Here is a 25,801-nt window from a genome sequence, read left to right as displayed (position 1 = left end):
TTAGTACAAGTCGGCGTAAATATAGCCTTTCCTAATCACATAAGGTAAATCATAGCCCCCTCCTCGCTTGCGGGGAGGGGGTTGGGGGTGGGGTGTTTGAGGTAATCAGCTAAAATATTAGACAGTATAGTTCAATCATTATTATGGGAATTGAAGAATTATTACTACCATTTCGGGAAGATATATTAGATATTGCGGCTAAATATGGTGCATACAATATGCGAGTTTTTGGTTCAGTTGCTAGAGGTGAAGCAACACCAGATAGTGATGTAGATTTTTTGGTAGAACTTCAACCACAAAGTAGTTTATTTGATTACATTGCCTTAATGCAGGATTTAGCAACATTGCTAGGAAGAAAAGTGGATATTGCTGAACCTAATAATTTACATGAGTTAATTAGAGATAAAATATTAAGTGAAGCTGTGCCATTATGAAAGATGAGCGTTTATATTTGAGCAATATTCAAGAATGTATTGAACGGATAGAAGAATATACAAAAGGTGGTAAGGAAGAATTTATGCAAACCAAAATGATTCAAGATGCAGTGATTCGCAATTTTGAAATCATTGGTGAAGCAACAAAAAGATTATCACCTGAGTTGAGAAGTGCATATTACGATATTCCTTGGCAACAGATGGCAGGTTTAAGAGATGTTTTAATTCATGACTATTTAAAAGTGAATATTAATTTAGTTTGGCAAATTATTGAACAGAATTTATCTGAATTAAAAACACAAGTTGCAGAAATTTTAGAGAACTTATAACGAATTGGCAGTATTTTAATGATAAACCGAATAAAAATAAAAAATGTCGGAATGAAAAATTAAGGTTTTTAACCCGCGCAGGCGGGTTTAGTCTGTATAGCCGCGACTTCTAGTCGCCAGGGCTAGTCTGCTCAACTGCTCAACTTGATTGAGGTAAACAGATATAATATTAGGCAGCATAGTTTAATCTTTGCTCTAATTGCTGACGCAAACCCAGGTAGTGACGGTAATCGTTTGCCCATTCTATAAATAGGGCATCATCTGATAATTGACCTTGATTATATTGATAGAAAAATTCTTCAGAATCCATTTTTTGTTAATTTTCATATATACTTAATCGTTTAGTAACAGCAACCAAGGCATCTAACGGTGATGTATATTCAATAGTATGTTTACGTATTGTTTTTTTAATATTTATCTCAATAATTGTCACTATTATAAACTCAAAATCTAAAAAATCCTATATTCTAGCATTGATAAACACTTACTGTTATAGCGATATGCACTTGAAAAAATCACATCATAGCCCCCTCCTCGCTTGCGGGGAGGGGGTTGGGGGTGGGGTTCTTATATGTCATTTAAGAGTTTACGCATTGAATTTTTTGATCATAAATAAATTAAGCCACATTAATTAATTGCTATAATCAGAGACAAAGCCTTTTGTAATTTCCTGTAGGTAAGAAATGGAAACAAAGAAATTGCTGGCACATATTGGCACAGATGGTATATTAAAAATCCAAACTCCTACAAATTTTAAAGATAAATCTGTAGAAATATTGGTAGTTTTACAACCATTAGATGATCCAGAAGATTCACCAACTGAGGCAAGTTTACCCAAATATAATGGTTGGGGAAAACCCACCACTAAAAAATCCATTCAAGCAGCAATTATTAAAATGCAACAGCTACAACAAGAAGTAGGCTTAGATAAAAACTCAATCCGCGAAATGATTGACGAAGGAAGAAGATTTTAATGCAGTTTGTTTTAGATTGTTCTATAGCAATTAGTTGGTGCTTGGTAGATGAAAATAATGATTATGCTAATTGCATACTATCAATAATGCTAGATTCTGAAGCATTTGTACCAGGAATTTGGTCGCTAGAGGTTGCTAATACTCTTGTCGTCGCTGAACGACGTAACCGCATGACGCAAGAACAATCTGAGGAAGCTATTACTTTGTTACAGTCGGGAGCATCCCACTTTTTTAGCCCGTCATTGCGTTCGCGTAGCGTGTCCGAAGGACTTACGGAACGAAGTGGAGTGAAGCAATCGCAAAATCTCTCACTAAGAACGAGTCCATGCGATTGCTTCGTCGTTCCTCCTCGCAATGACAAGATTATTCTTCTAATGAGGAATAAGAACTGGGATGCACCCTTACAGTCTCTCTTAATTCAAGTTGATACCGCTACAGATGAAAATGCTTTAGATTCAACTGTGAGACTAGCAAGACGGGAAGGTTTAGCTGCTTATGATGCTGCTTATCTAGAATTGGCATTGCGGTTAAAGTTACCATTAGCAACTCTTGATACTCGGTTAGCAGAAGCAGCGACTCGTTGTGGTGTTAGTTTGCTTGTTTTTGATTAGAGTTGCTTAACCTATAGGTAGAGAATAGAAGGGAAAATCACGAATAAAAATATAACTTACAGTTGATTCAATAATGCTTGTAACCGTTCAGCTTTTTGTGTATTTCCTTGCTGTTGATAGAGTTGTTTAGCAGTTTGTAAATCTTTAATTCCTTGTTGTTTATTACCTTTTTTATAATAAGCACCTCCACGATTATTGTAAGCATTTGCATATTGAGGATTAATGGTAATAGCTTGGGTATAATCAGCAATAGCTAACTCAGTCTTTCCTTGCTGATCATAAACAACCCCACGATTATTATAAGCATCTGCAAGTTGAGGATTAATGGTAATAGCTTGGGTATAATCAGCAATAGCTAACTCAGTCTTTCCTTGCTCATCATAAGCATTCCCACGATTATTGTAAGCTGCTGCAAGTTGAGGATTAATGGTGATAGCTTGGGTATAATCAGCAATAGCTAACTCAGTCTTTCCTTGCTCATCATAAGCATTCCCACGATTATTGTAAGCTGCTGCAAGTTGAGGATTAATGGTGATAGCTTGGGTGAAATTAGCAATAGCTAACTCTATCTTTCCTTGCTGACCATAAGCAACCCCACGATTATTGTAAGCTGCTACAAGTTGAGGATTAATGGTAATAGCTTGGGTATAATCAGCAATAGCCTGGTCATATTTTTTCAAATCATCAAATATTTCTCCCCGCACTTGATACAGTACAAAATCATCTATATTGTCTTTTTTAGCTTCCGTAATCCCTTGATTCAGTGCTGACAAAGCATCTCGATATTGTTTTAATATCTGAAAAATTACACCTTTTAATAAATAGGAACGATAAAAACTTGGTTGTTCTCTAATTGCTGCATTGATAGCAGCTAAAGCGAAATCAGATTTTCCCTGTCCTTGCCAAATCCAAGCAACATTATAAAAAGGTTGCCAAGAATTTGGATCTTTGCCAATGGCATTTCCCATTGCTGCAATTGCATTATCTATATTACCAATACGCCATAATTGAATCCCATAATTCAGCCAATCTTTACCACTACCATTCACAGGGTCAGGTGCTGAAATATTTGGTACTAATGCTAAAATAAAAGTTTTAATATCAGATGATTCTGGTTCATTTTTAGCGACAGTTAATTTAGCTTGGGGTAACTGCCATAACCCATCCTTTTGATAGAATAAAAAACTCTCAACAGACAAACCCAAACTATATCCTAAAACATCCGTTTCAGCAAAATTATGAATACCAACTAATCTCCCCTCTGCATCCCAAATCCCCCCGCCACTCATACCTGAATTAGCTTCATTGCTATATGCTAATTCATAACCTCTCGGTTTAGCCCAAAAATCTCTACCAACTGCATTTTGCATAAATCCCACACTAAACAAAGAAGGATGATTTTTTTCGTGATTTTTCCAACCATAGAGAAAAACAACTTCATCCTTTAACTCATAATCACCCAATGTAGCAACTTGATATTTCTGAGAACTACGAAACTGTAAAACAGCCATATCAAGTCCCTTTCTCGTGCGAATAGTCTGATTATCCACCTTATATACTTGTTTATCAGGTGCAACAACTTGATACTCCTGTTTATCTTCCACCACATGAGCAGCAGTTAACACATAATAAACATCATTATCCTGAGCAATAATAACCCCGCTACCAATACCACCATCAGCCTTTTTAATCTGCACCGAAGACTTTTGAGCAATAGCTAAAACCTCAGCAGGAACACCACCATTTTTAACTATTACCCTCTCAGGAAACAAAGCTAAATCAGGTGCAGCTTCATCGACTAAATTAATCGCAATACCCCAACTATAATTACCCCATTCCTTTAAAGTCTTCTCATCAGGTTCTTGATTATTTGCATAGCGAAAATCATTTTGTAAAACCGGACGAGCAATTTTACTATTAATTCCCACCAAATTACCCGCTTGATTAATTATCGCTCCGCCACTCATCCCCTGTTGAATATCATTGTCATAACCAATTTGATGACCTTTAATTAAAGCCTCATTCAAAAATAACTTAACTTGACCTTTTGTAGTTTTAAAATTCCCCTTAACATATCCTCCAGCCAACACCCTTTCCCCAGGTTTAATATCCTCTTCCGCCAGTCCCGCCACGAGATAAATATTCTTACTGCTAAAACTCAACTTAGCTAAATCATATAAATCATCATCTTGATTATCTTGTCTATCTAACTTCACAGGTTCAGCATCATAAACTTGATTAGCTGGAGTCACAACTTGCACAGATTTAGCATTTTCCACCACATGATAATTAGTCAGAACCGTATAAAAGCCATTTTGGTTTTTAATAATAGTACCTGAAGCAGCTTCACGGTCATCAACAATAATTTTAACCGTAACTTCCTTTAATATATTTTCTAATTCCTTATCTGACAGCACCCCTGGTTTCTGCGCGAATAGGGAAGAACTGCAACCAGTGATAACAATAGGTGAAGCCGGAAATAGTAAAACAAAAAACAATAATAAATGTGATAACTTGCGTAAATTCATAGATACTACACCTGATATAAATATCCTAAATAAACTGTCAAACTCTTTACCTGTTTTCTTGGCGACCTTGGCGACTTGGCGGTTCGATAAATTCATATAATCAAATAGGATGTAGATTTGATTAACACAAGGAAACCCAAAAATTAGAACATTATTATGACTTATACAGTGTACAAATTAATCATAATATGATGTCACCAAAATAGCCAATTTCCGGCTTTGAACAATGATGATGTTGATAGTAAACATATCTGTGTGGTAGGGGTTTAGCAATGCTAAACCCCTACGAAATATGTGCTTTTTAGTTCTACATATTTGGTGCTTATTGTCAATGCGTAAATCCTAATTATCAAGATTTTGTTGGGTTGCGCTGCTGCTTAACCCAACCTACAATTGTTATTGATTAGATTGATTTTGTTGTAACCAATCCTCTAAATCTTTCAAAACAGTGAAATCTAATAAATCTTCAGCTAAAGTTTCCACCTGTTCTATAGATAACTGCGGAATTTTTGCTAATGACACATCAGGAACTTCACCGAAGCGTCGCTTTAATAGTCGTATAACCAGGGAAACCGCTTCTTTTTTTGATGCTTCTTCCTTCCATTCTCTGACAGCCCTTGGTTCTTCTGTTATCGGTCCTAACATCATTTATATTTCCTCCCGGCTCAATTTCATAATTTTGTAAACTTTATTTATTCTGATTAAACACCCGAAAAATATCAATAGGACAAGATAAACGATAATTGTTTACCGCACAAAAAGAATTTTGATATGCTAAAGAAGCATCACCATTTAGCACCGCAGAAAAATTCTTTAACTCTTTATCAGCATCATCTGCTTCTAACAATGTTAAAATCAGAGTATGACAATCTTTTCCAGTAGTCGTGCATAAAGATTTATATTGTTTGAGATTATCAGATTCTGAATAACCCCAAGTTAAATTTTTCAAACTTCCATTATCATAAGCTTCTTGTAACCGGGGAGTTACTTCATCACATCTGCGTTGAGGAGGGAACCCAGCCTTCACAAAATCTGTCCGTGTCCACTGTATTAAGTTTTGAGTCTTCCCCCCATTTTTGACTGTGGTTACATAATCTCCGTTACCGTCTCTTTCACAGGAGAAAATCACCTCTTCCGGTTTTTCACACCCTGTCAATATAAGATTTAAGCTAAACAAACTAATAAAGAATAACCACTGATAACTTTTCATAACCGGGATTGTGAGGATATTAAATTGTTGCTTTTAGTATATTATGTCTTACTTATCTTATGTAGTGGTATAAATTTTCTGTAAATATTTGTTCATTTACACCTGGCGATGAGCGCTGTTTTATAACTCTGAAAAAAGAAAAAACCTTTTTAATCCGTTTAGGATAAGAACCCCACCCCCGCAAGCGAGACTACCGTGTACACACAAGTCTTATCAAGTTGTCTCATCACGTTTTGATCCCCCCTAGCCCCCCTTGAGAAGGGGGGAAATTTTCTTAAAGTCCCCCTTTTTAAGGGGGATTTAGGGGGATCAGATCACCTGTGTATACACCCCAAACCGCAAGCGAGGAGGGGGCTATGATATAGCTTATATGATTAGCAAAGGCTATATATCATTCACCCAAGTTTGAATAATATAATTTCCTCCCGCCACAGTTTCTGATGTAATCTTCAACTCATATTCACCCTTTTCTACAATAATAGAAACTCTAAAAGTATTGTTTTGACTTGCAACATCTTTCACAGGCATAAAATTCACTTCATCTAATTTACGAATGCTTAAAATAGGATTAAAATCATTACTCACTACTTCTACAATTAAATATTGCTGTTTGTCACTTTTGAATTTGTAAGTATCAAAAAACTTACCACTGGTTAATTCTTTTTGGTCTGATGTTGTTAACTCTCCCGGTTTTTCTTTCCCATCTACTATTAATTGAGAATCAGATTGTTGCGCCAAGAAAATTACCCCAATAATCACAACAGCAGCTAATGTCAATTTCGTGATTAATTTTATGGGAAGGTTTGAGAATAAAACGGGTTTAATATTCGATTTATTATGCAATTTATTATCTAATTTTTTTAACGCTTTTAATGCTTCCCTTGCATTTTGAAACCGTTGTTTATAACTTTCCGCAATCATTTTATTCAAAACAACAGCAAATTCTTGACTGACATTTACCTTTGTTTGCCAAATTTCAGCTAATGAAGGTGTATGACTGGGGTCTTTTCCAGTGATAGCGAAAACTCCAATCATTCCCACTGCATAAATATCACTAGCAAAACATACTGTTCCTATTATTATCTCTGGTGCAATATATCCTTTTGTTCCTCCCGCAATTGAATCAACTTTAATACCTGAAACAGTTACTTCCTTAGCTAAACCAAAATCAATCAAAACTAATTTCTGATCCTTGTCTCTGCGAAGAATATTCTCTGGTTTAATATCTCTATGAATTACAGCATACCCAGGATTAGTTTGAATATATTCTAATACTTCTAAAATCTCAATTAATAAAGCTATGGTTTTTTGTTCTGATAATTTATGAAGTTCTTTAATTTGTTCGCTTAAAGAATGACCTTCAATATATTCTTGCACATAAAAATATTCATCCTGTTCATCAAAATATTCAAAGATGGTCGGAACTTGTTTATACTCTTCTCCTAGCTTGGCTAATGCTTGAGTTTCTATTCTGAAAAGTCTGAGATATTCTTGCCAGTAATGCTTTAATATTTCTTCCTGTTGTACAATAGGTAAAGTTTCAATATTTAATTTCGATATAGTCGGCTTTTTGAGTTGTTTTAAAATCCGAATTGGTTGATTTGGGTGATTAGAGTCTTTGATTTTATAAGTAATGCCAAAACCAGTATTACTAGATAAAACATCTGTAATTTTGTAACGTTCTCTGAGAATAGTCCCAATTTGTAAAATGTTATTCATAAAATGCCATACGTTTACGAGACATCTACAATAAATTATATACTATGATAGTAAAAAATTTTACATTTGCGTTTACATACAAATAAGCTGAGTTTAGGGTAAACTGGAGTTAAATACTGGGAGGTAAAAATATTATGATAAAAACACCAACTCGCCAGATAACTTTAGCAGAATTTTTACAATTACCAGAAACCGAACCAGCAAGTGAATATATCAACGGCAAAATTATTCAAAAACCCATGCCTCAAGGTAAACATAGTAGATTACAGCTTCACTCAGCTAATGTAATTAATCATGTGGTAGAACCACAAAAAATCGCTTTAGCTTTTCCAGAATTACGCTGTACATTTGGAGGGCGTTCTATTGTTCCAGATGTGGCAGTATTTGCATGGGGGAGAATTCCTGTTGATGAAAAAGGCAATATTGCTAATGTGTTTAATACCTATCCAGATTGGACAATTGAAATTCTATCTCCTCAACAAAGTACAATAAAAGTTACTAGAAATATTTTACATTGTTTAAATCACGGTACTAGCTTAGGTTGGTTAATTGATCCAGAAGAATATAATGTTATAATTTATCCCCATAACCAGCAACCAATATTTTTAGAAAATGAACAAGATATATTACCAGTCCCCGAATTAGTGGGTGATTTACAGTTGACATTAGGGCAATTATTTGATTGTTTGAAATTATGAATTTACCCAACGCGATTACTTTTTCTCGACTTCTGGGAATACCGTTTTTACTTTATGGTTTATATAATCCCACACCCGAAGCTAGATGGATATGTTTAACAATATTTTTAGTCGCAGCTTTAACTGACTGGTTGGATGGCTATTTGGCGCGAAAACTCAACCAAATTACTGATTTGGGTAAATTTCTCGATCCTTTGGTGGATAAATTGCTGGTGCTTGCGCCGTTGTTGGTGTTAGTGGAATTAGGAAAAATTCCAGCTTGGGGCGTGTTTGTGATTTTAGCACGGGAGTTAGCGATCGCAGGCTGGCGCGTAAATCAAACTACAATCACAGGGGCGAATATTTGGGGTAAACTGAAAACAGTAAGTCAAATCATAGCTATATCGCTGTTAATTGCACCCTTATCTACCCTTTGGGAAACTCCCGCTTTGATAGCTTTTTGGGTTTCTGTGACTTTAACATTAATATCTGGCGGAATTTATCTGATTCCATCTCCAAACCAAAAGAGTGTCTAATTAAAATTAAACACTAGTCTGGGGCTATTTATCTTTACCAACCAGCAGAAAAATACCTGTACTAATAACTCCTTCTCCGCACAACTTTGCGTTCACCTTTGCGCCCCTTTGCGTTTAACTCTTACCCCCAACACGATTTTCGTAGTTTTGTTTTAACCAGGATTTATATTCTCCTGAACGTACCTGATTAATCCAAGTTGAGTTATTCAAATACCATTGCACCGTTTTGAATAAACCACTATCGAAGTTTTCTTGAGGTTGCCAACCTAATTCATTACTAATTTTACTACAGTTAATGGCATATCTTCGATCATGTCCCGGACGGTCTTTAACGAAGGTAATTAAGGAAGAATGGGAAAAATCAGGTTTAGGTGCTAATTCATCAAGAATTGCACAAATCTTTTCCACAACTATCAAGTTAGTTTTTTCGTTAATTCCACCAATATTATAGGTTTCGCCAACCTTTCCCTGTTGCAAAACTAGATTAATAGCCTCGCAATGGTCGATAACATAAAGCCAATCTCTGATATTTTGTCCATCCCCATATATAGGTAATGCTTTTCCTTCTATAGCATTGAGAATAGTTAAAGGAATCAGCTTTTCAGGAAACTGACGCAGACCATAATTATTAGAGCAGTTTGTTGTTAAAGTAGGGAATCCATAAGTATGATAATAAGCGCGTACAAAATGGTCAGATGCGGCTTTAGATGCTGCATAAGGACTGTTGGGTGCATAAGCAGTATATTCGCAGAAAGCTGGATCTTGGGGATTCAGTGAGCCATATACTTCATCTGTGGAAACGTGCAGAAAGCGAAATTCTGACTGTTTTGATGGTGATAGTTTTTGCCAATAAAAGCGACTTGCTTCTAATAGCTTAAATGTACCAACTACATTTGTTTGGATAAAATCTTCAGGACTCAAAATAGAACGATCAACATGACTTTCAGCCGCAAAATTGATAATTGCATCTGGCTGATATTTTTCTAATAAATAAGCGACTAACTCTAAATTACCAATATCTCCTTGCACAAAATGATAGTTTTTATCACCTTGTAATTCAGCTAAAGTTCCTAAATTACTCGCATAAGTTAATTTATCCAAATTAATTACATTAGCCCATCCTAATTGTCTCGCTAGGAGGACAAAATTAGCACCAATAAAACCCGCCCCACCTGTAACTAATATTGTTTGCATATCTTCTCAAAAACTCAAATTTGTTTATTGAAAATAAATTCTAAATCAGCAACTAACTCTCTCTCTTTCCCCTCTTACCTCTGTGTCCTCTGCGTCCTCTGTGGTTCGTTAATCTTGATGAAAACCGTATGTAGGTAATCCAGAAACCTCAGACTGAAAAGCAAACAAATCACCAGAATAGAAACTTTTGTCAATTTCCGGTTGCTGGAGTCCCACAGAAGCGGTAGTAATAAAAAGTGTTCGCAAATCCTCACCCCCAAAAGTGCAACTAGTCACCAGTGGTACAGGTAATTGGATTCTGAATACTTCCTCACCATTGGGGCTAAAACGAATCACACACCAGCCATTCCACATAGCTGACCAAATGTAGCCTTCGCTATCTATAGTCAAGCCATCAGGATAGAAGGATTCATGAGTTAAATCAACTACAGTCCGGCGATTACTAATATTACCTGTATCCGAGTCGAAATCGTAAGCATAGATTTTTTGTTGCGGCGAATCAGTCAAATAAAATGTTTTTTGATCTGGACTCCACCCCAAACCATTAGAAATAGTTAGTCCTGTTTCCATGACGTGTAGTGAACCATCATGGTCATAGCGGTATAGACTGGCTTGATTTGGTTCTGAGGACATGGAACCAATCCAAAAATGTCCTTGAGGGTCGCATTTACCGTCATTAAGGCGGTTATTTTGTCTATCAGGTTCAATTTCGATAATGGTGGTAACTAAGCCTGTCTGAGTGTCGAGAAATGCCAATTGATGGCGCAATGCTATTATTAAGCGATTATTCCCTGCTTGTGATATCGCACCTACCACATCTCCCACATCAAAATACTCATCTTTGCCAGTAGGGGGATAAAATCTATGGACTCGGTGATTAAAAATATCAACCCAGTAAAGCAATTGCTGAGTAGAATCCCAGATGGGGCCTTCAGCTAACCGGGCGCGTACCTCTAAAACGTTATAGAGTGAATCTGGCAATAATTCAGTCATAGTGTATTGTAATTAAGCTATTGAGAATTGGCTTTCCATGTTAATAGAACACAGAAAGCCAAAGATAGAAAATCTCTAAACAGCTTGTAAAATCTCTTCATCCATAGAGAAATCAACCTCAGCTTTATCCCGCCCAGTTTTCAGATAATCGTTTTCTAGGGAATCAGCCAGCCCAGAAATTAAATCATATTTAGGTTGCCAAGTTAATTCTGTCATAGCTTTGTTCACTGATGCGAAGAAATGCTGCACTCGCATGGGGAAAGCTTTGCGCTTGCCAAAATCAAATTTTTTGGGGTCGTAATGCACAATTTTGACTGCATCCGGTGATTTACCAGCCGCTACAGCACAAGCACGGGCTAAACCATCAAAGGTCACATAGCGATCGCCGGAAATATTATAAATTTGTCTGATGGCTTGTTGATTGCCAATTACCTGTGACATCGCCGTGGCTAAATCTTTGACATGACCTAACTGAGTAATATGTAAGCCATTTCCAGGAATCGGTATGGGGCGATCGCGCACAATTCTATCAAAAAACCAGCTTTCCAAATCGTTATAATTTTGCGGGCCGTAAATATACGTGGGGCGAATGGAAGTAAAAGGTAAATTCTGTTGCATCAAGTAAGCTTCTGTTTCATGCTTACCCCGGTGACGACTTTTCGGATCGACTATATCGCCTTCTATGTGCGGTAATTGGTCAGATTTGAGATACACCCCCGCCGAACTCATATAGACAAAATGTTGCACTTGGTCTTGAAAAATTTCCGCTAATGGTTGAGTATCAGTAAGTTCACGACCATTATTATCAAAAATGACATCAAACCTTTCTTGTGATAATCTTTCTTTTAGTTGGGTGGCATTAGTGCGATCGCCTATAATTTGTCCTACTCCCGATAAAGAAGGTACAGGACGATTACCACGATTGAACAGTACCACTTCATGTCCTTGTTCAACCAGTAGTTGAGTTAGGTAAACACCAATGAACCTAGTACCACCCATGATCAAAATTCGCATAAATTCCCTGTGTTTAATTTTTACGTGTTGTCCAGAAGTGGAGGCTGGAAGCTAGAGTTTTCTATAACAAGTGAGAGTTGGAAATTACTTTACACTCCCGGCTGCTTCACAACGTTTCCTCTTCTCCTCTGCACTTCTTCCCCAATTTGAGGTTATCAGGTTGCAGTATCCATCTGGAAACTCTTTTGATAGAATTACGTCTTATCCTCAATCTGGTGCAGTTCCAATATATTATTTGCAAACAAAACTTTTCAGTTAACCCCGTAAACTGCTAAGTTTTCTCTATCGATTAAAGTTAGCTGTGCCCTTGAAATACGCTTTGGTTCATGAGTGGCTGACACCGGAAGCTACAGGCGGTTCGGAACTGGTTGTGCAGGAAATTCTGAATCATATTGAAGCCAATTTATATGCCTTGATTGATTTTGAATCCAGCAATTCTGACAGTTATTTATACAAACGTCAGATTGGCACAACGTTTCTCCAACACTTGCCTTATGCTCGTAACGGGGTTCAAAAATATTTGCCTTTGTTGCCATTGGCTATCGAACAATTGGATTTACGGCAGTATGACGTAATTTTATCGTCATCCCACGCTGTCGCCAAAGGCATTTTGACAACTCCAGATCAGTTACATATTTGTTACTGCCATACACCCATGCGCTATGCTTGGGACTTAACTTTTGATTATCTCCGCGAAAGTAATTTAGGTCAGGGTTTAGCCGGTTGGGTAACTCGGTATTTATTGCATCGGTTACGCCAGTGGGATGTATTGAGTGCTAATCGCGTTGATTACTTCATTGCTAATTCCCAGCACACAGCACGTCGCATTTGGCGCTGCTATCGGCGAGAAGCAACAGTGATTTATCCCCCGGTGAATGTAGATAATTTACCATTTTTGCCCGAAAAAGCAGACTTTTATCTCACAGTTTCCCGATTGGTCAGTTACAAGCAAGTATCTTTAATAGTCAAAGCTTTTAATCAATTACAACTACCATTGGTAATTATTGGCACAGGTTCAGAAATGCCAAAAATTCGGGAAATAGCCAACTCCAATATCCAAATACTGGGATGGCAGCCTGATGATGTGGTAAAAAAGTATATGGCTAGAGCTAAGGCATTTGTGTATGCAGCTTGTGAAGATTTTGGCATAGCCCTAGTGGAAGCACAAGCTTGCGGGACTCCAGTAATTGCCTACGGTGCAGGAGGTGCGTTAGAAACAGTCAGAGATTTACGCTCTTATATGGATACAGCGACAGGAATATTTTTCAAAACACAAACAGAAGCAGCTGTCATGGAGGCAGTAGAAAAATTTGAAATTTATCAAAATTCTTTTAATCCTGAGTATATGCGATCGCACGCTTCCCAGTTTTCATCACAAGTTTTTGCCGAGCGCTATCTCAAATTTATAGATCAATGCTACAAACAAAAAATATCTGGAAAGTGATGAGCAACATTTAATTTCTGTTTCTGTGCGCTTTTGGCAATATATCTCCAGAAGCATTTTATTTTGGCTTTAAGATTGGGACTATGTGTGGTGTGGATTATTAAGGAGTACGATGGCAGCCCAGAGCTCACTCCTCTCCGGTAAGCGATACCTACCCTTCAGGAATGGCAAAGCCCAACGGCAAGATACTAGCGCGTCTACGCGTACTTTTTTAAGACGCGGCCAAAAAGCAAAAACGCCTAATCTAAAACCCAGAGGTTTGTCTGTTCAGGGTTTAAACGGAGAGTTCGCGAAACGACTGTTTGATATTATTTTTTCCTTGTTGGTATTGATTTTGTTTTTTCCCGTCTATTTAATTTTGTCCTTGCTGATCGCTTTTAGCTCAAAAGGTCCAATTTTTTATATCCAAAAACGGGTAGGTAAAAATTACAAAGTCTTCAATTGTATTAAATTCCGCACAATGGTGACTAATGCAGACGAAATGCTGATGCAAATGATGGCAACGTCGCCCCAGTTGCGACAAGAATTTGAGAGTAGCTTTAAGCTCAAACAAGACCCCCGGATTACCAAAATCGGTCAATTTTTGCGAATTACCAGCTTGGACGAATTTCCTCAGTTCTGGAACGTCCTCAAAGGAGATATGAGTGTTGTTGGACCCCGCCCTTTAGTAGAGTCAGAACTTCCCAAGTATGGTTGTCACATTGACCATATTTTAACCATCCGTCCAGGAATCACTGGATTATGGCAAGTTTCTGGACGTAATGACATTCCTTATCCCCGAAGAGTTCAAATCGATCTGCATTATGTCAAATTTAGGAATTTTTGGCTTGATCTATGGATAATATTTAAAACAATTAATGTGGTTATTCTGCCTAAAAATAACGGGGCATACTGAAGAGGCAGGTGCAGGGGGGATGAGAGCTACTCTGCCCCTCTCTATTTGAGTGCTGAGTGCTGAGTGCTGAGTGGGTAGGGGCGGGTTTAAGCAGTCAGTCTGTGATTCGTCAAAATCCTTAGTAAACCCGCCCGTACAGGAATGCTGAGTGTAAAAGTATTTGCTTCAAGTTTTGAGCTATGAAAACTTTCTCAACTGCCTTGGCGGTTGCTATATATATTTTTTTGGCAAAGTTAAATAAATTATACAACATATTAGCTTGCTTTTAAGTTAAGCTGCTTAGGGCTAACTTGTGAAATTAGTTTTTAATAAGTATATTTAGTTACGGCAACCCTCGTTAATTCTGAAAACGATGAGGTTTCTGATCACGCAATCTAGCCTTTAGCTGCTAATTTGTGTAAATTAGCTTGCTAACTCTTTGATCAAAGATAACAAGGAATAATTGAGCATGACCCAAAATAAACGCGCGTTAATTACTGGTATTACTGGTCAAGATGGTTCATACCTGAGTGAGTTTTTACTAGAGCAAGGTTATGAAGTGCATGGTATTATTCGCCGGACTTCTACCTTTAATACAGACCGCATTGATCATATGTATGAAGATCCTCACAAACAGGGTGTGCGGTTGTTTCTTCACTACGGCGACTTGACTGATGGTACGACGCTACGCCGCATTTTAGAAGAAGTCCAGCCCACAGAAATTTATAACTTGGGCGCTCAATCTCATGTCAGAGTCAGCTTTGATTCACCAGAATACACAGTTGATGCCGTGGGAATGGGAACACTGCGTTTGCTAGAAGCCATCCGCGACTACCAGCAACGTACAGGAATTCAGGTGCGTTTCTACCAAGCGGGTTCCTCCGAAATGTTTGGTTTAGTGCAAGCAGTACCCCAAAGCGAAACAACACCGTTTTATCCCCGCAGCCCCTATGCTTGTGCTAAAGTCTATGCCCACTGGCAAACTGTGAATTATCGTGAGTCTTATAATTTGTTTGCTTGTAATGGCATACTGTTTAACCACGAATCACCACGTCGGGGTGAAACCTTTGTCACCCGCAAAATTACCAGAGCCGTAGCTAAAATTGTGGCTGGTAAACAGAAGAAAATTTATATGGGTAATCTCGATTCCAAACGAGATTGGGGCTACGCTAAAGATTACGTAAGAGCCATGTGGCTGATGTTGCAGCAAGAGCAACCTGAAGACTACGTAATTGCCACTGGTGAAACTTATTCTGTGCGCCAATTTTTGGAAAAGGCATTTGGTTATGTGAACCTCAAATGGGAAGACTATGTTGAGTTTGACGATCGCTATATTCGTCCCGCAGAAGTAGACTTGTTAATTGGTGATCCTACTAAGGCAAAACAAAAGTTGGGTTGGGAACCATCAGTAACTTTTGACGAATTGGTAGCTCTCATGGTAGAAGCAGATTTAAAGGCGTTGGGTCATACTTCACCCAATGGCAATGGTATAGCTTCTGATGATATGGCTACTATTCGTCAAGAACTGGGCGCTCTCCACTTCTGATTTACACCGCAAATAATAAAATTATGACCGCCTTAGAACTAACAAATCAACGGATTCTCGTGACTGGTGGCGCGGGTTTCCTGGGTCGTCAGGTGATTTCGCAACTGTGTCAGGCTGGGGCTGATAGTGCCAAAATTACAGTTACGCGATCGCGTGAGCATGATTTACGTGTCATGGAAAATTGCCAGCGTGCAGTTGACCAACAAGACATTATCATTCACTTAGCAGCTCACGTCGGTGGTATTGGTCTGAACCGCGAAAAACCCGCAGAGTTATTTTACGATAACTTGATCATGGGTACTCAGCTAATTCACGCTGCCCATGAAGCTGGAGTTGCAAAATTTGTTTGTGTTGGCACTATTTGTGCTTATCCCAAATTTACACCAGTGCCATTCAAAGAAGATGACCTCTGGAATGGCTACCCAGAAGAAACGAACGCTCCCTACGGAATTGCTAAAAAAGCGCTTTTAGTTCAATTGCAATCTTACCGCCAGCAGTATGGCTTTAATGGCATTTACTTGTTGCCAGTAAATTTATACGGCCCTGAAGATAACTTTGACCCCAGTAGTTCCCACGTGATTCCAGCGTTAATTCGCAAAGTCCATGAAGCCCAAATCAAGGGAGAAAAACAACTTCCGGTTTGGGGTGATGGTAGCCCTACCCGTGAGTTTCTCTATTCGGAGGATGCAGCACGGGGAATTGTCATGGGTACAACTTCCTACAATGGCTCTGAACCAGTTAATTTGGGAACAGGCGAGGAAATTTCTATCCGCGATTTAATTACTTTGATCTGCGAATTGATGGAATTTGACGGTGAGATTGTTTGGCAAACGAATCAGCCAAATGGTCAACCCCGGCGCTGTTTGGATACTGAACGGGCTAAGGAAGCTTTTGATTTTACGGCTCAGGTAAGCTTTAGGCAAGGGCTAAAGAATACGATTGAGTGGTATCGGCAAAACGCACTTCGGCTGCGCTCAGTGTAAACTGCATAGTTACTTTGGGGTGGGCGAGTCCCACCTTTTTTTTAACGCAGAGGAGCGCTAAGGTAAGCGCAGAGGTACGCGGAGGTTTTTTGCATGGGGAAGGCTGATTTACGCCGAAGTTTACTACAAAAACGGCAATCTATATCTGTGGCAGAATGGAGGGAAAGGAGCGATCGCATCTGTAGACATTTGCAAGGTTATACTTCATTTATTCAGGCTCAAACAATACTGGCTTATTTCAGCTTTCGTCAAGAACCTGATTTGAGTCCATTGTTTACAAATACTAACTATAATTGGGGTTTTCCACGCTGTGTTGGTCAGTCTCTGCATTGGCATCTCTGGAAACCTGAAGATTCGGTTCAAGTCAGCACTTATGGTATTACTGAACCATTAGCTCACGCCCCAACTATCGAACCTGCTAATGTTGATTTGATTCTCGTTCCCTGTGTGGCTTGCGACTATCAGGGATACCGTCTGGGTTATGGTGGTGGATATTATGACCGCTTACTCAGTTCACCACATTGGGCAAGTAAGCCGACTATAGGCATTGTCTTTGATTTTGCGTATTTACCCCAAATTCCTCTGGAATCTTGGGATAAACCATTACAAGTTGTGATTACTGAAAACCATTGAATTTCAACCAATTCTTATTTTGAAAATCTCTAATTCACGACTAAAAACTATTTTAATCTACGGGTTATTAGGCGTGATCGCACTGGTGACGCTTTTTCCTTTGTTGTGGCTGATCAGTACAGCTTTGAAGTCTCCTACAGAAAATATTTTACAGTCGCCACCGCAGTTATTACCCAGCCAACCAACATTAAATAACTTCGTTAGTGTATGGCGATCGCTACCCTTTACACAATACCTCTATAACAGTACCTTAGTGGCTGTCCTGACTGTCGGTTTGAATCTACTATTTTGTTCTTTAGCTGCTTATCCCTTAGCCAGATTGTCATTTGTAGGGCGAAACTCTATTTTTATCGCCATCGTTTCAACCATCATGATTCCCTTTCAAATCGTGATGATTCCCCTATATATTTTGACAGTCCAATTAGGTTTAAGAAACACTTATTTAGGCATAATTTTTCCGAGTTTAGCTTCGGCTTTTGGCATTTTTCTACTGCGACAAGCTTTTATGGGTGTCCCTAAAGAACTAGAAGAAGCTGCCCGTATGGATGGGAGTTCAGAATTAGGCTTATGGTGGCATATTATGTTGCCAGCAATTCGCCCAGCATTAGTTACTTTGTCTATTTTCGTATTCATCGGTGCTTGGAGCGATTTTCTTTGGCCGTTAATTGTCATCCAAGATGAAAGCTTATATACCCTACCTTTGGGAGTAGCGAAGTTAGCTGGGACATTTTCTTTAGACTGGCGCTTAGTAGCTGCTGGTTCCATAATTTCTATTGCCCCAGTTTTGCTATTATTCTTATTTTTACAACGCTACATTGTACCTACAGAAACAGGTAGTGGTGTCAAGGGATAAATGAAACCTTTGTGGGGTGGGCATCTGCTCCCCCCACCTGTTTAAGAATTCACTTCTACGAAATTCACCGTATAAGGTTCCTCCATAGGTTGCTGAGTACTAGCTTTGATAGCATCCAGATAACGGCGTAAAACCAGCACTTGTGAGAAATTGGGACGGTAATTGAGATTTCCTTGCTTTTCAAACAGTGGTGCAGATGCGATCGCTTGGTAATCAGGGTTATGCTCAGAATTGCGACAAAGCCAAGTAGAATCAGGGGTGGTAGGTATTAAACCCGCAGGTAACTCACCTGACAAAAAGGCTAATAAGCGTTGCTGGCAAATACTCGTATTAATCCCACAACCCTCAAATAACTGGAGAATCTCGCCAAAAGATAAAGTCCTATCTGGCAAAAGTCGCAGCAATTCCCCAAATAGGAAATAGTCGGTGTATTGTTGCTTAGATGCTTCTAAAACCTGGGGATGCAAAGGTAACATCGCCAAACCTAATGCTACCCTGCTACAATTGGGAGCGCTGTTTTCACCCAGATACAAATACTGAATAATTTTGGTGTTAGGCAGTTTTTGCCGAATCCAATTATTTACAACTCCTAAAGAAGCCACCCCACCAGTTAAAATCGCTTGATTAATTGCTTCTGTCGGGATACCACGAGCCACTAACAACTTGTTAAATTCTCGGTTTAAGCGGCGCACAAAGGGAATAAACACCTGATTTTCTAAATCCCGTCGCTTCAATAGCCATCGCTGATCAGCTAATTCCAAAGTAAAAGTATCTTGCTGTTGTAAAATTAGCTTCAACGTCAACGCTGCATCTAGTACCGCTTGTCCTAAAACCGAACTTTCTAACCTCTGCTGAAGACGAATTCGAGCCGTGATATCTGCTTCACCTACTTGGGGTAAATCTAATTCTGCCAATCCCAAACTTTCCCACCGCATTTGATCTAAACCGGGAAAAGCAGGTTGCCATTGCCAAGTATTAGTGGTAGTTTCTTGCTGGTTTGTATCACGTGGTTGTCTATATTTAGAAGGCAACAGTAACTGGCAGATAATATCTTGCTCAATGCCATTACTAGCATAAGCAAAACTATGAAGCATAAAATCATTATGTGTTAATTGCTGTAAATTATCTGGCAAATTAACCAGAGTCATTTCTGTGTTAGTTGCCCCAATATTAATCAAAAAGGTATTACCAACCAGAGATTCTTCACTAGGTTTTGCTGGCTGTAAACCTTGGGTATTGCTGATTTGAACTGTTTCACCACTAGCGCTATCAAGAGTACTCAGTAGACTAGCGATCGCTTCCTCTACAAAAAAGACTTGCTGTGGATGTTGGACTAATTGGCTAGTTAGTATAGCTTCGCGCACATTAAAGCGATATTGTTCTGACCAGCTAGATGGACAGGTGCAGTTCACACCAGAAATCTGATTAATAATGTTATGGAAAGTTGCGACATCTAAACCCACAGCACTAGCGATTAAACCTTGAGTTGTACTATGGCTATCCGATTTTAAGGTTAACAGTAACTTAGAGAGCGATCGCACCACCCAAATTAAAGGTCCCGCCGAAAATTTATTGAATTGTAATACAGGCTCCCATTTTTGTTGTTCATTCTTATATGGGATAGCTACGTGTAAATATGGCTTCAACTGCACCGAGTAAGAATTATGCACCTGACTTTCCTTAGCCGCCTGTGCTTCGTCGGTGCTTTCCGGCTCTCCTGGAGGTACAGAAGCAGTGGGGAGATAAACCTCTGCTGGTAAACGAAACGATTGCTGCCACGAATTCACTCCCTGTGGGTTTTCTGCTGTCCAACAGATAGGATAAACAACAGCCGTGGAACGATTCAACAAAGCCGCAGAAATTCCAGTTGTACCCACATCAATACCTAGATACCAGCAAGACTCCAGGGTGTGAGGCAAAACATCTGTTTGATCTCCAGAATCGGAAATTGAGATTACAGAACTTTCTTCCTCAGCAGTTGTCAGCGTCTCTGTTGCTTCAGTTGGAAGACGAAACTCCAAATCATCTGCTGTTTGCGCCCAAGATATGGGGTTAACCTCCAATGTATCCACATCAGATTCCGTACAAATTTGCGGCTCTATGCTCTCTTCAGAACCTGCAACAATATCTACATTTAAATCAGGCTGGAGCATTTCATTAAAGTGAGCCAAATCCTGATTTAATTGTTGTATCTGCTCTTCATCTAGAGTAATATCCGGCAGACGGTTAGACTGGCTCTCCTCTGGTGATAGCAAATTTTCCTGTGGCGAAGCCGGAATATAGTTATCTAAATACTCTGACTCCTCATGTTGAACAACTACTTCCGATGGGTAATTAATATCAGTTTCTTTGGCTACTACTGCTGCTGTTTCCAAACCAGAAGAAACTTCCAAATCCTGCTCTTTTACGCCTAAATTGGCAAATAAATCACTTAAAGCTGTAATGGTATCAGCACTGCTTGGTTCCATAAGCGAACTATCAGCTAATACAACTTCTGTTGGTGATAAAGCAGAAGCATCTACTGATTTTTCAGAGTTGGTAGCTTCCTCAAAAAACAATTCTTGCCATGACTCTGGTTCTGCATCTGGTTCTACTGGTTGAATCAGAGATGCAGGTGTAGTCTCTGCAATATGATCTTCTGAGATCATCTCTGGTTCTACTGAATGAGAGCGAGATGCAGGTATAGTCTCTGCAATCTGCGACGATGTGGCATCTTCTACATCCAGGTTGAGATAATTAAAATTATTAGCACCCAATAAACTGGCATAAAGTTGGTCTACTTCATCACCAAATAACTCCAAACTATCCTGCTGTAATCTACTTGCAGTATGACTAGATGATAGAGCATCATCAACAGCCAGTTCCAAAAGCATTGCATCCAGATCATCTGCAACAATCACATCTTCTTCATGATTAAATGTAAATGAAGACGAAGCCTCTGGTGCCACAAATTCCCACGACCGATTTGTTTGCTCATTTAGATGATCTGCTGGTGCATCATTATTTATCTGAGTTGATAATGATGGTAATGGAGATAGGGGTTCATTTTTGCCTAATTCTGGAAAAGATAACCGAGTCATTGGGGCTTGTTGTTGCAAATTCTGCGTTAAATTATGCAGAAAATTCGCCATTAACTGCTCGCCCTGCACACCCGTACTGTGCATTCTTGCCAATCCTTGACATAAGGACTCGTGATAAGTATTAATATTACGCTGTAGTGCCTCAAAGACAAAATTTACAGTTCCATCTAGGGATAATAGACGTTGATCTAGTTCCTTCGTTAAATGAGTTAACCTTTCTGCCTGTTCTGATGATTCTAAGAAAGGTTGAGCCGCAGAGGATATTACTTCTGGATTACTATGATTATTCGTAGTAGCAGAACTGGATTCATGGGCAACATTATCTGCTATTTGTGGCATTAAATTAGATGCAATGCGGCTCATTAGTAGCTGCAAAAATTCCGAAATCATTTGCTCTTGGTTAGCCCACTGCTGGCTTAAAGAGTGATTATGTAGTCTCCTTTGCTCTAGTTGCCTAATTTCCTGAACAAGAGTTGCCCTCTCTTGCATCATTGTTACTAATTCTGCTTGCAACGGCTGTATTAATATCGATAATTCGCTTTTTAATTGCTGAGATAATAAATTACTTTGTTCTGTAGTCGGTTGGTCTGACTGTGCTGATAGTTGACGTGGCGTAACCATAGATTGGCTATTAGCTTGAGTGACAAATTTCTCCAACAAAGGCGACCTTTGCACCTCTCCAGTCAGCTGATTTTGGTCATTGCTATCTAATATCTCACTTTCTGTTTGCTGGACAAGGAAAGTACGAAGTTTCTCTAATACTTCTCGAGTTTCCGGCACTTGACCAGACAACAGCCTAGATAAGCGTTTACCACTGCTGTTGAGTAAGTTGTCAATGTCTGCAATCAGTTTTTGGATTTCATCTGCACGGGAAGTCACGTTAAATTACCTTAGCTAGAACTGGATTTTAACTTGTATGAGAATTACTGGAGAATGAGCTAACGCTCGGCTTGGCTCTCAGCGCAGCGCCCGTAAGGCTTGACCAAAGATTTGGGTCTAAAGCTTCGCCACTTCGACAGGCTCAGTGCATCGCCTTCTAGGGCGACTATATGATATAATTATGTCAGTAAGTGTGACGTAAATATGCTGGTATTTGAGGCAAAACTTGAAGGACTTAATGAACAGTACAGAAAGCTGGATGAAGCTATTCGGACTGCTAGATTTGTTCGCAATGCTTGCCTGAGATACTGGATCGACAACAAGGGAATAGGGCGATACGACCTTAGTAAATTTTGTGCTGTGCTGGCTGCTAATACAGATTTCCCTTGGGTGGACAAGCTCAACTCGATGGCTCGTCAAGCTAGTGCAGAAAGAGCTTGGTCTGCAATCGCTCGTTTCTTTGATAACTGCAAGAAAAGCAAACCAGGGAAGAAAGGTTTTCCAAAATTCAAGAAAGAACAAACACAAGGTTCTGTTGAGTACAAAACCTGTGGATGGAAACTCTCTGACGACCGAAATTATATCACTTTTTCGGATGGGTTTAAAGCAGGAACTTTTAAACTGTGGGAAACTCGTGACTTGCATTTCTACCAACTTAAACAGTTTAAAAGAGTGCGGGTTGTGCGTCGTGCAGATGGTTATTATTGCCAGTTCTGCATTGACCATGACCGAGTAGAGAAACGAGAACCAACGGGTAAAACTATTGGCATAGATGTCGGATTGAACCACTTCTATACCGATAGCAATGGAGAAACAGTTGCCAATCCTAGACATCTTCGTAAATCGGAGAAATCCTTGAAGCGACTGCAACGCCGTTTGTCCAAGACTACAAAAGGTTCTCAGAACAGAATTAAGTTTAGAAATAAACTTGCGCGGAAGCATCTCAAAGTAAGTCGCCAGCGTAAAGACTTTGCTATAAAGACAGCAAGGTGCGTAGTGAAGTCTAACGACCTCGTGGCGTATGAAGATTTGCCGGTGCGGAATATGGTCAAGAATCATCGCTTGGCTAAATCCATTAGTGACGCTTCGTGGTCGCTGTTCCGAGAATGGGTTGAGTATTTTGGCAAAGTATTTGGCGTGGTGACTGTTGCAGTTCCACCATACTTCACTTCGCAGAATTGCTCTAACTGTGGTGAGGTTGTTAAGAAATCTCTGAGCATCAGAACTCATGTTTGTCCTCACTGTGGGCATACCCAAGACCGGGATTGGAATTCGGCGCGGAACATATTAGAAAAAGGATTGAGTACGGCGGGTCACGTCGGAACTAACGCCTCTGGAGAGACTGATCAATACTTGGGAGAGGAAACTCTTTCAAGCAAATCAACTCGTGGAAAGAGGAAACTCAAAGAGTAATCTTTGGAATCACCGTGGCTTGAGCCTCGTTGAGGATGTCAAATTAGCACAAATTAACTATCTTGAGTATCATTGATATTGTTTGTTTATGTTTTGTAGTAATAAAATTTGCCATGCAGTTGACTCCAAAAGAATCCCCCCAGAACAGATAGCATACTGTGTGCAAAAAATTTAAGCAATTCTTACCGATAGGGTTCCTATTTGATGTTCTAATCAGACTCAGTACTTATGTATCCCTGCTTTCCTGTTTCCCTCTCCCATGCAACGCCCACAATTTTGAATATTTTTTGTATAATACAACGTATTTTTATTTGTGAAAGGGATCTTGGTTTGATAGCTTAAGCTGAATATAGCGCCTGGTTTGTTTTATATATAACAGCTTCAATAAATATGCCGTAATGGAAGACAGATATAGCTTACAAGCAACCAGCAATCCCTGGATAATGACTGCTCCCTTTTTTGAAGGGTTGCCAGAAGCTGCTATAGAGATAGCTCTTACCCATCTTGTTACCCGTACACACCCAGCTAATCAAGTGATTTTACTAGAGAATGACTGGGGCGGATCTGTATATTTTGTATTGGAAGGTTGGGTAAAGATTCGTACTTACAATATGGAAGGTAAAGAGGTAACACTTAATATTATTGGTAAAGGGGAATTATTTGGTGAAATGGCGGCGTTAGATGAAGTTCCTCGTTCCACTGATGTGATTACCCTGGCTCCGACAATGATTGGTAGTCTCCCATCTCAGGATTTTGTCAAGTTACTTTATACCGAAGCCTTGGCGGGACTCCGATTATCACAATTAATGGCTCGACGCTTACGACAAGTAAACCGTCGCCTGCGATTGCGAGAATCTGATAGTCAGTCACGAGTTGCAGATACTCTGTTATTTTTGGCAGAAGGACAGGGCAAAAAAGGGCAAACTGGCACAGAAATTCCCAATTTACCTCACCGAGAATTGAGTAGTTTGAGTGGACTGGCGAGGGAAACAGTTACAAGAGTATTAACAAGGCTAGAAAAAAAAGGGTTGATTACAAGATACCCTGACACCATTTGTATTCCTGACTTGTCAGCCCTGGAAAAGACGATTATTTAAAGTACTCGTCAATAATTCCCATGACATCGCGGAGGACATAAGGCCAAGTCGTTCAAACTTTTTTCACAATGAGCATTTCAGATTCTCTCCCAGATGAAAACCCCTCTGCTGAATTTCCTAACGCCCTCAACGAACAGTTGAGGCGACCAAGACTAAAAGTTGATGCGCCCTTGCGAATGGTGGAAACAGCATTTTTAGCCAGCGCTGCTAGCTTGATTTGGTTTATTAATTTCTATTTTCCTTTGGGGCCTGTATTGCGGATATTTTTTCCTGTACCCATCGCTTTAGTTTACCTACGCTGGGGTAGAAGAGCAGCCTGGATGGCTGCTGTTACTTCCGGGTTGCTACTATCAGTGCTGATGGGGCCAGTTCGTAGTCTATTATTTGTGATGCCCTTTGCTTTTATGGGTGTGCTTTTAGGTGTAACATGGCATCGTCGTGTTCCCTGGATTGTATCTATTACCTTGGGTACACTGTTGGGTACATTAGGGGTGTTCTTTCGGCTGTGGCTACTGTCTGTGTTGTCGGGTGAAGACCTCTGGATTTATGTGATTAACCAGGTTACAGAACTGATAGAGTGGGCATTTTTGAGGCTGCAATTATTAACTAGTCCTAGTGTATTTTTGGTACAAATAGGAGCAGTGGTGTTAATTGTGTTCAATAATTTTATTTATCTGTTTATGGTACATCTGGCAGCATGGCTGCTATTGGATCGGGTCGGCAATCCCATTCCCCGTCCACCACAATGGGTACAGGTTCTGATGGATTATGAAGGTTGAA

The 25,801-nt window shown here is 39.4% G+C and carries 23 protein-coding genes and 1 pseudogene; 15 read left to right on the top strand and 9 right to left on the bottom strand.

Features of this window, described 5'->3' with window-relative positions; all coding sequences use genetic code 11:
- Positions 1 to 143: 143 nt before the first annotated feature.
- A complete protein-coding gene (locus ACM0OW_RS04070) occupies positions 144 to 434 on the top strand; it encodes a nucleotidyltransferase family protein (RefSeq protein ID WP_414548749.1) in 291 nt (96 codons plus the stop codon).
- Positions 431 to 763, top strand: a complete 333-nt coding sequence (locus tag ACM0OW_RS04065) for a DUF86 domain-containing protein (RefSeq protein WP_414548748.1) — start codon at positions 431 to 433, stop codon at positions 761 to 763. The genes ACM0OW_RS04070 and ACM0OW_RS04065 overlap by 4 nt, the downstream gene beginning before the upstream one ends.
- Positions 764 to 932: 169 nt before the next feature.
- Here ACM0OW_RS04065 and tumA read toward each other — a convergent pair.
- Positions 933 to 1,163: pseudogene (gene tumA / locus ACM0OW_RS04060) on the bottom strand (antitoxin TumA).
- Positions 1,164 to 1,446: 283 nt separating this feature from the next.
- Here tumA and ACM0OW_RS04055 point away from each other — a divergent pair.
- Together ACM0OW_RS04055 and ACM0OW_RS04050 are read left to right on the top strand one after the other, a co-directional pair.
- Positions 1,447 to 1,737, top strand: a complete 291-nt coding sequence (locus ACM0OW_RS04055) for a hypothetical protein (RefSeq protein ID WP_414548747.1) — start codon at positions 1,447 to 1,449, stop codon at positions 1,735 to 1,737.
- The gene (locus ACM0OW_RS04050) at positions 1,737 to 2,348 is read left to right on the top strand and encodes a type II toxin-antitoxin system VapC family toxin (protein ID WP_414548746.1); all 612 of its coding nucleotides are present in this window, start codon (positions 1,737 to 1,739) and stop codon (positions 2,346 to 2,348) included. The genes ACM0OW_RS04055 and ACM0OW_RS04050 overlap by 1 nt, the downstream gene beginning before the upstream one ends.
- A gap of 56 nt (positions 2,349 to 2,404) precedes the next feature.
- Here ACM0OW_RS04050 and ACM0OW_RS04045 read toward each other — a convergent pair whose 3' ends face one another.
- The 4 genes from ACM0OW_RS04045 to ACM0OW_RS04030 all read right to left on the bottom strand — a co-directional run bounded on the left by ACM0OW_RS04045 (position 2,405) and on the right by ACM0OW_RS04030 (position 7,805).
- The gene (locus ACM0OW_RS04045) at positions 2,405 to 4,972 is read right to left on the bottom strand and encodes a tetratricopeptide repeat protein (protein WP_414548745.1); all 2,568 of its coding nucleotides are present in this window, start codon (positions 4,970 to 4,972) and stop codon (positions 2,405 to 2,407) included.
- A gap of 300 nt (positions 4,973 to 5,272) precedes the next feature.
- Positions 5,273 to 5,524: a DUF4351 domain-containing protein gene (locus tag ACM0OW_RS04040; protein WP_414548744.1), complete on the bottom strand. Its 252-nt coding sequence runs from the start codon at positions 5,522 to 5,524 to the stop codon at positions 5,273 to 5,275.
- 40 nt (positions 5,525 to 5,564) lie between these two features.
- Positions 5,565 to 6,086: a COP23 domain-containing protein gene (locus ACM0OW_RS04035; protein WP_414548743.1), complete on the bottom strand. Its 522-nt coding sequence runs from the start codon at positions 6,084 to 6,086 to the stop codon at positions 5,565 to 5,567.
- A 384-nt stretch (positions 6,087 to 6,470) separates the two neighbouring features.
- Complete coding sequence (locus ACM0OW_RS04030; RefSeq protein WP_414548742.1) at positions 6,471 to 7,805, bottom strand: protein kinase domain-containing protein; 1,335 nt, start codon at positions 7,803 to 7,805, stop codon at positions 6,471 to 6,473.
- Between the two features lie 134 nt (positions 7,806 to 7,939).
- Between ACM0OW_RS04030 and ACM0OW_RS04025 the strand changes: the two genes are divergently transcribed.
- Both ACM0OW_RS04025 and pgsA read left to right on the top strand, forming a co-directional pair.
- On the top strand, positions 7,940 to 8,503 hold the full coding sequence (locus tag ACM0OW_RS04025; protein WP_414548741.1) for a Uma2 family endonuclease: 564 nt from the start codon (positions 7,940 to 7,942) through the stop codon (positions 8,501 to 8,503).
- The gene (pgsA, locus tag ACM0OW_RS04020; protein ID WP_414548740.1) at positions 8,500 to 9,018 is read left to right on the top strand and encodes a CDP-diacylglycerol--glycerol-3-phosphate 3-phosphatidyltransferase; all 519 of its coding nucleotides are present in this window, start codon (positions 8,500 to 8,502) and stop codon (positions 9,016 to 9,018) included. Before ACM0OW_RS04025 ends, pgsA begins: the two co-directional genes overlap by 4 nt.
- 114 nt (positions 9,019 to 9,132) lie before the next feature.
- On the opposite strand, the gene rfbB is transcribed toward pgsA, so the two are convergent.
- The 3 genes from rfbB to ACM0OW_RS04005 all read right to left on the bottom strand — a co-directional run bounded on the left by rfbB (position 9,133) and on the right by ACM0OW_RS04005 (position 12,219).
- Positions 9,133 to 10,212 carry a dTDP-glucose 4,6-dehydratase gene (rfbB, locus tag ACM0OW_RS04015; RefSeq protein WP_414548739.1) on the bottom strand — a complete coding sequence of 360 codons (1,080 nt, stop codon included), beginning with the start codon at positions 10,210 to 10,212 and terminating at the stop codon, positions 9,133 to 9,135.
- Positions 10,213 to 10,320: 108 nt separating this feature from the next.
- Positions 10,321 to 11,205: an SMP-30/gluconolactonase/LRE family protein gene (locus tag ACM0OW_RS04010; RefSeq protein ID WP_414548738.1), complete on the bottom strand. Its 885-nt coding sequence runs from the start codon at positions 11,203 to 11,205 to the stop codon at positions 10,321 to 10,323.
- 75 nt (positions 11,206 to 11,280) lie between these two features.
- The gene (locus ACM0OW_RS04005) at positions 11,281 to 12,219 is read right to left on the bottom strand and encodes an NAD-dependent epimerase/dehydratase family protein (protein ID WP_414548737.1); all 939 of its coding nucleotides are present in this window, start codon (positions 12,217 to 12,219) and stop codon (positions 11,281 to 11,283) included.
- A gap of 301 nt (positions 12,220 to 12,520) precedes the next feature.
- Here ACM0OW_RS04005 and ACM0OW_RS04000 point away from each other — a divergent pair, with 301 nt between their 5' ends.
- The 6 genes from ACM0OW_RS04000 (at position 12,521) to ACM0OW_RS03975 (ending at position 18,552) form a co-directional block, all read left to right on the top strand.
- A complete protein-coding gene (locus ACM0OW_RS04000; protein WP_414548736.1) occupies positions 12,521 to 13,663 on the top strand; it encodes a glycosyltransferase in 1,143 nt (380 codons plus the stop codon).
- 112 nt (positions 13,664 to 13,775) lie between these two features.
- Complete coding sequence (locus ACM0OW_RS03995; protein WP_414548735.1) at positions 13,776 to 14,558, top strand: sugar transferase; 783 nt, start codon at positions 13,776 to 13,778, stop codon at positions 14,556 to 14,558.
- A 448-nt stretch (positions 14,559 to 15,006) separates the two neighbouring features.
- Complete coding sequence (gmd, locus tag ACM0OW_RS03990) at positions 15,007 to 16,083, top strand: GDP-mannose 4,6-dehydratase (RefSeq protein ID WP_414548734.1); 1,077 nt, start codon at positions 15,007 to 15,009, stop codon at positions 16,081 to 16,083.
- A gap of 23 nt (positions 16,084 to 16,106) precedes the next feature.
- Positions 16,107 to 17,066 (top strand): GDP-L-fucose synthase family protein, encoded by a 960-nt coding sequence (locus ACM0OW_RS03985; RefSeq protein ID WP_414548733.1) that lies wholly within the window; start codon positions 16,107 to 16,109, stop codon positions 17,064 to 17,066.
- A gap of 93 nt (positions 17,067 to 17,159) precedes the next feature.
- Positions 17,160 to 17,699 carry a 5-formyltetrahydrofolate cyclo-ligase gene (locus tag ACM0OW_RS03980; RefSeq protein ID WP_414548732.1) on the top strand — a complete coding sequence of 180 codons (540 nt, stop codon included), beginning with the start codon at positions 17,160 to 17,162 and terminating at the stop codon, positions 17,697 to 17,699.
- Positions 17,700 to 17,718: 19 nt separating this feature from the next.
- Positions 17,719 to 18,552, top strand: coding sequence for a carbohydrate ABC transporter permease (locus ACM0OW_RS03975; RefSeq protein ID WP_414548731.1), 834 nt, complete (start codon positions 17,719 to 17,721; stop codon positions 18,550 to 18,552).
- Positions 18,553 to 18,593: 41 nt separating this feature from the next.
- On the opposite strand, the gene ACM0OW_RS03970 is transcribed toward ACM0OW_RS03975, so the two are convergent.
- Positions 18,594 to 22,511 carry a hypothetical protein gene (locus tag ACM0OW_RS03970; protein ID WP_414548730.1) on the bottom strand — a complete coding sequence of 1,306 codons (3,918 nt, stop codon included), beginning with the start codon at positions 22,509 to 22,511 and terminating at the stop codon, positions 18,594 to 18,596.
- A 204-nt stretch (positions 22,512 to 22,715) separates the two neighbouring features.
- On the opposite strand from ACM0OW_RS03970, the gene ACM0OW_RS03965 reads away from it, so the two are divergent.
- From ACM0OW_RS03965 to ACM0OW_RS03955, 3 genes are all read left to right on the top strand, one after another.
- Positions 22,716 to 23,924 (top strand): RNA-guided endonuclease InsQ/TnpB family protein, encoded by a 1,209-nt coding sequence (locus tag ACM0OW_RS03965; protein ID WP_414548729.1) that lies wholly within the window; start codon positions 22,716 to 22,718, stop codon positions 23,922 to 23,924.
- Positions 23,925 to 24,322: 398 nt separating this feature from the next.
- A complete protein-coding gene (locus tag ACM0OW_RS03960; RefSeq protein ID WP_414548728.1) occupies positions 24,323 to 25,021 on the top strand; it encodes a Crp/Fnr family transcriptional regulator in 699 nt (232 codons plus the stop codon).
- 68 nt (positions 25,022 to 25,089) lie between these two features.
- Positions 25,090 to 25,800, top strand: a complete 711-nt coding sequence (locus tag ACM0OW_RS03955) for a DUF2232 domain-containing protein (protein WP_414548727.1) — start codon at positions 25,090 to 25,092, stop codon at positions 25,798 to 25,800.
- Position 25,801: the final 1 nt, after the last annotated feature.

It is taken from the genome of Anabaena sp. CCY 0017, from assembly GCF_963920885.1.
In the GTDB taxonomy this organism is placed as follows: Bacteria; Cyanobacteriota; Cyanobacteriia; order Cyanobacteriales; family Nostocaceae; genus Nodularia.
Note: the sequence above shows the minus strand (reverse complement) of the source record. Positions and strands in the feature narration are given on the sequence as shown.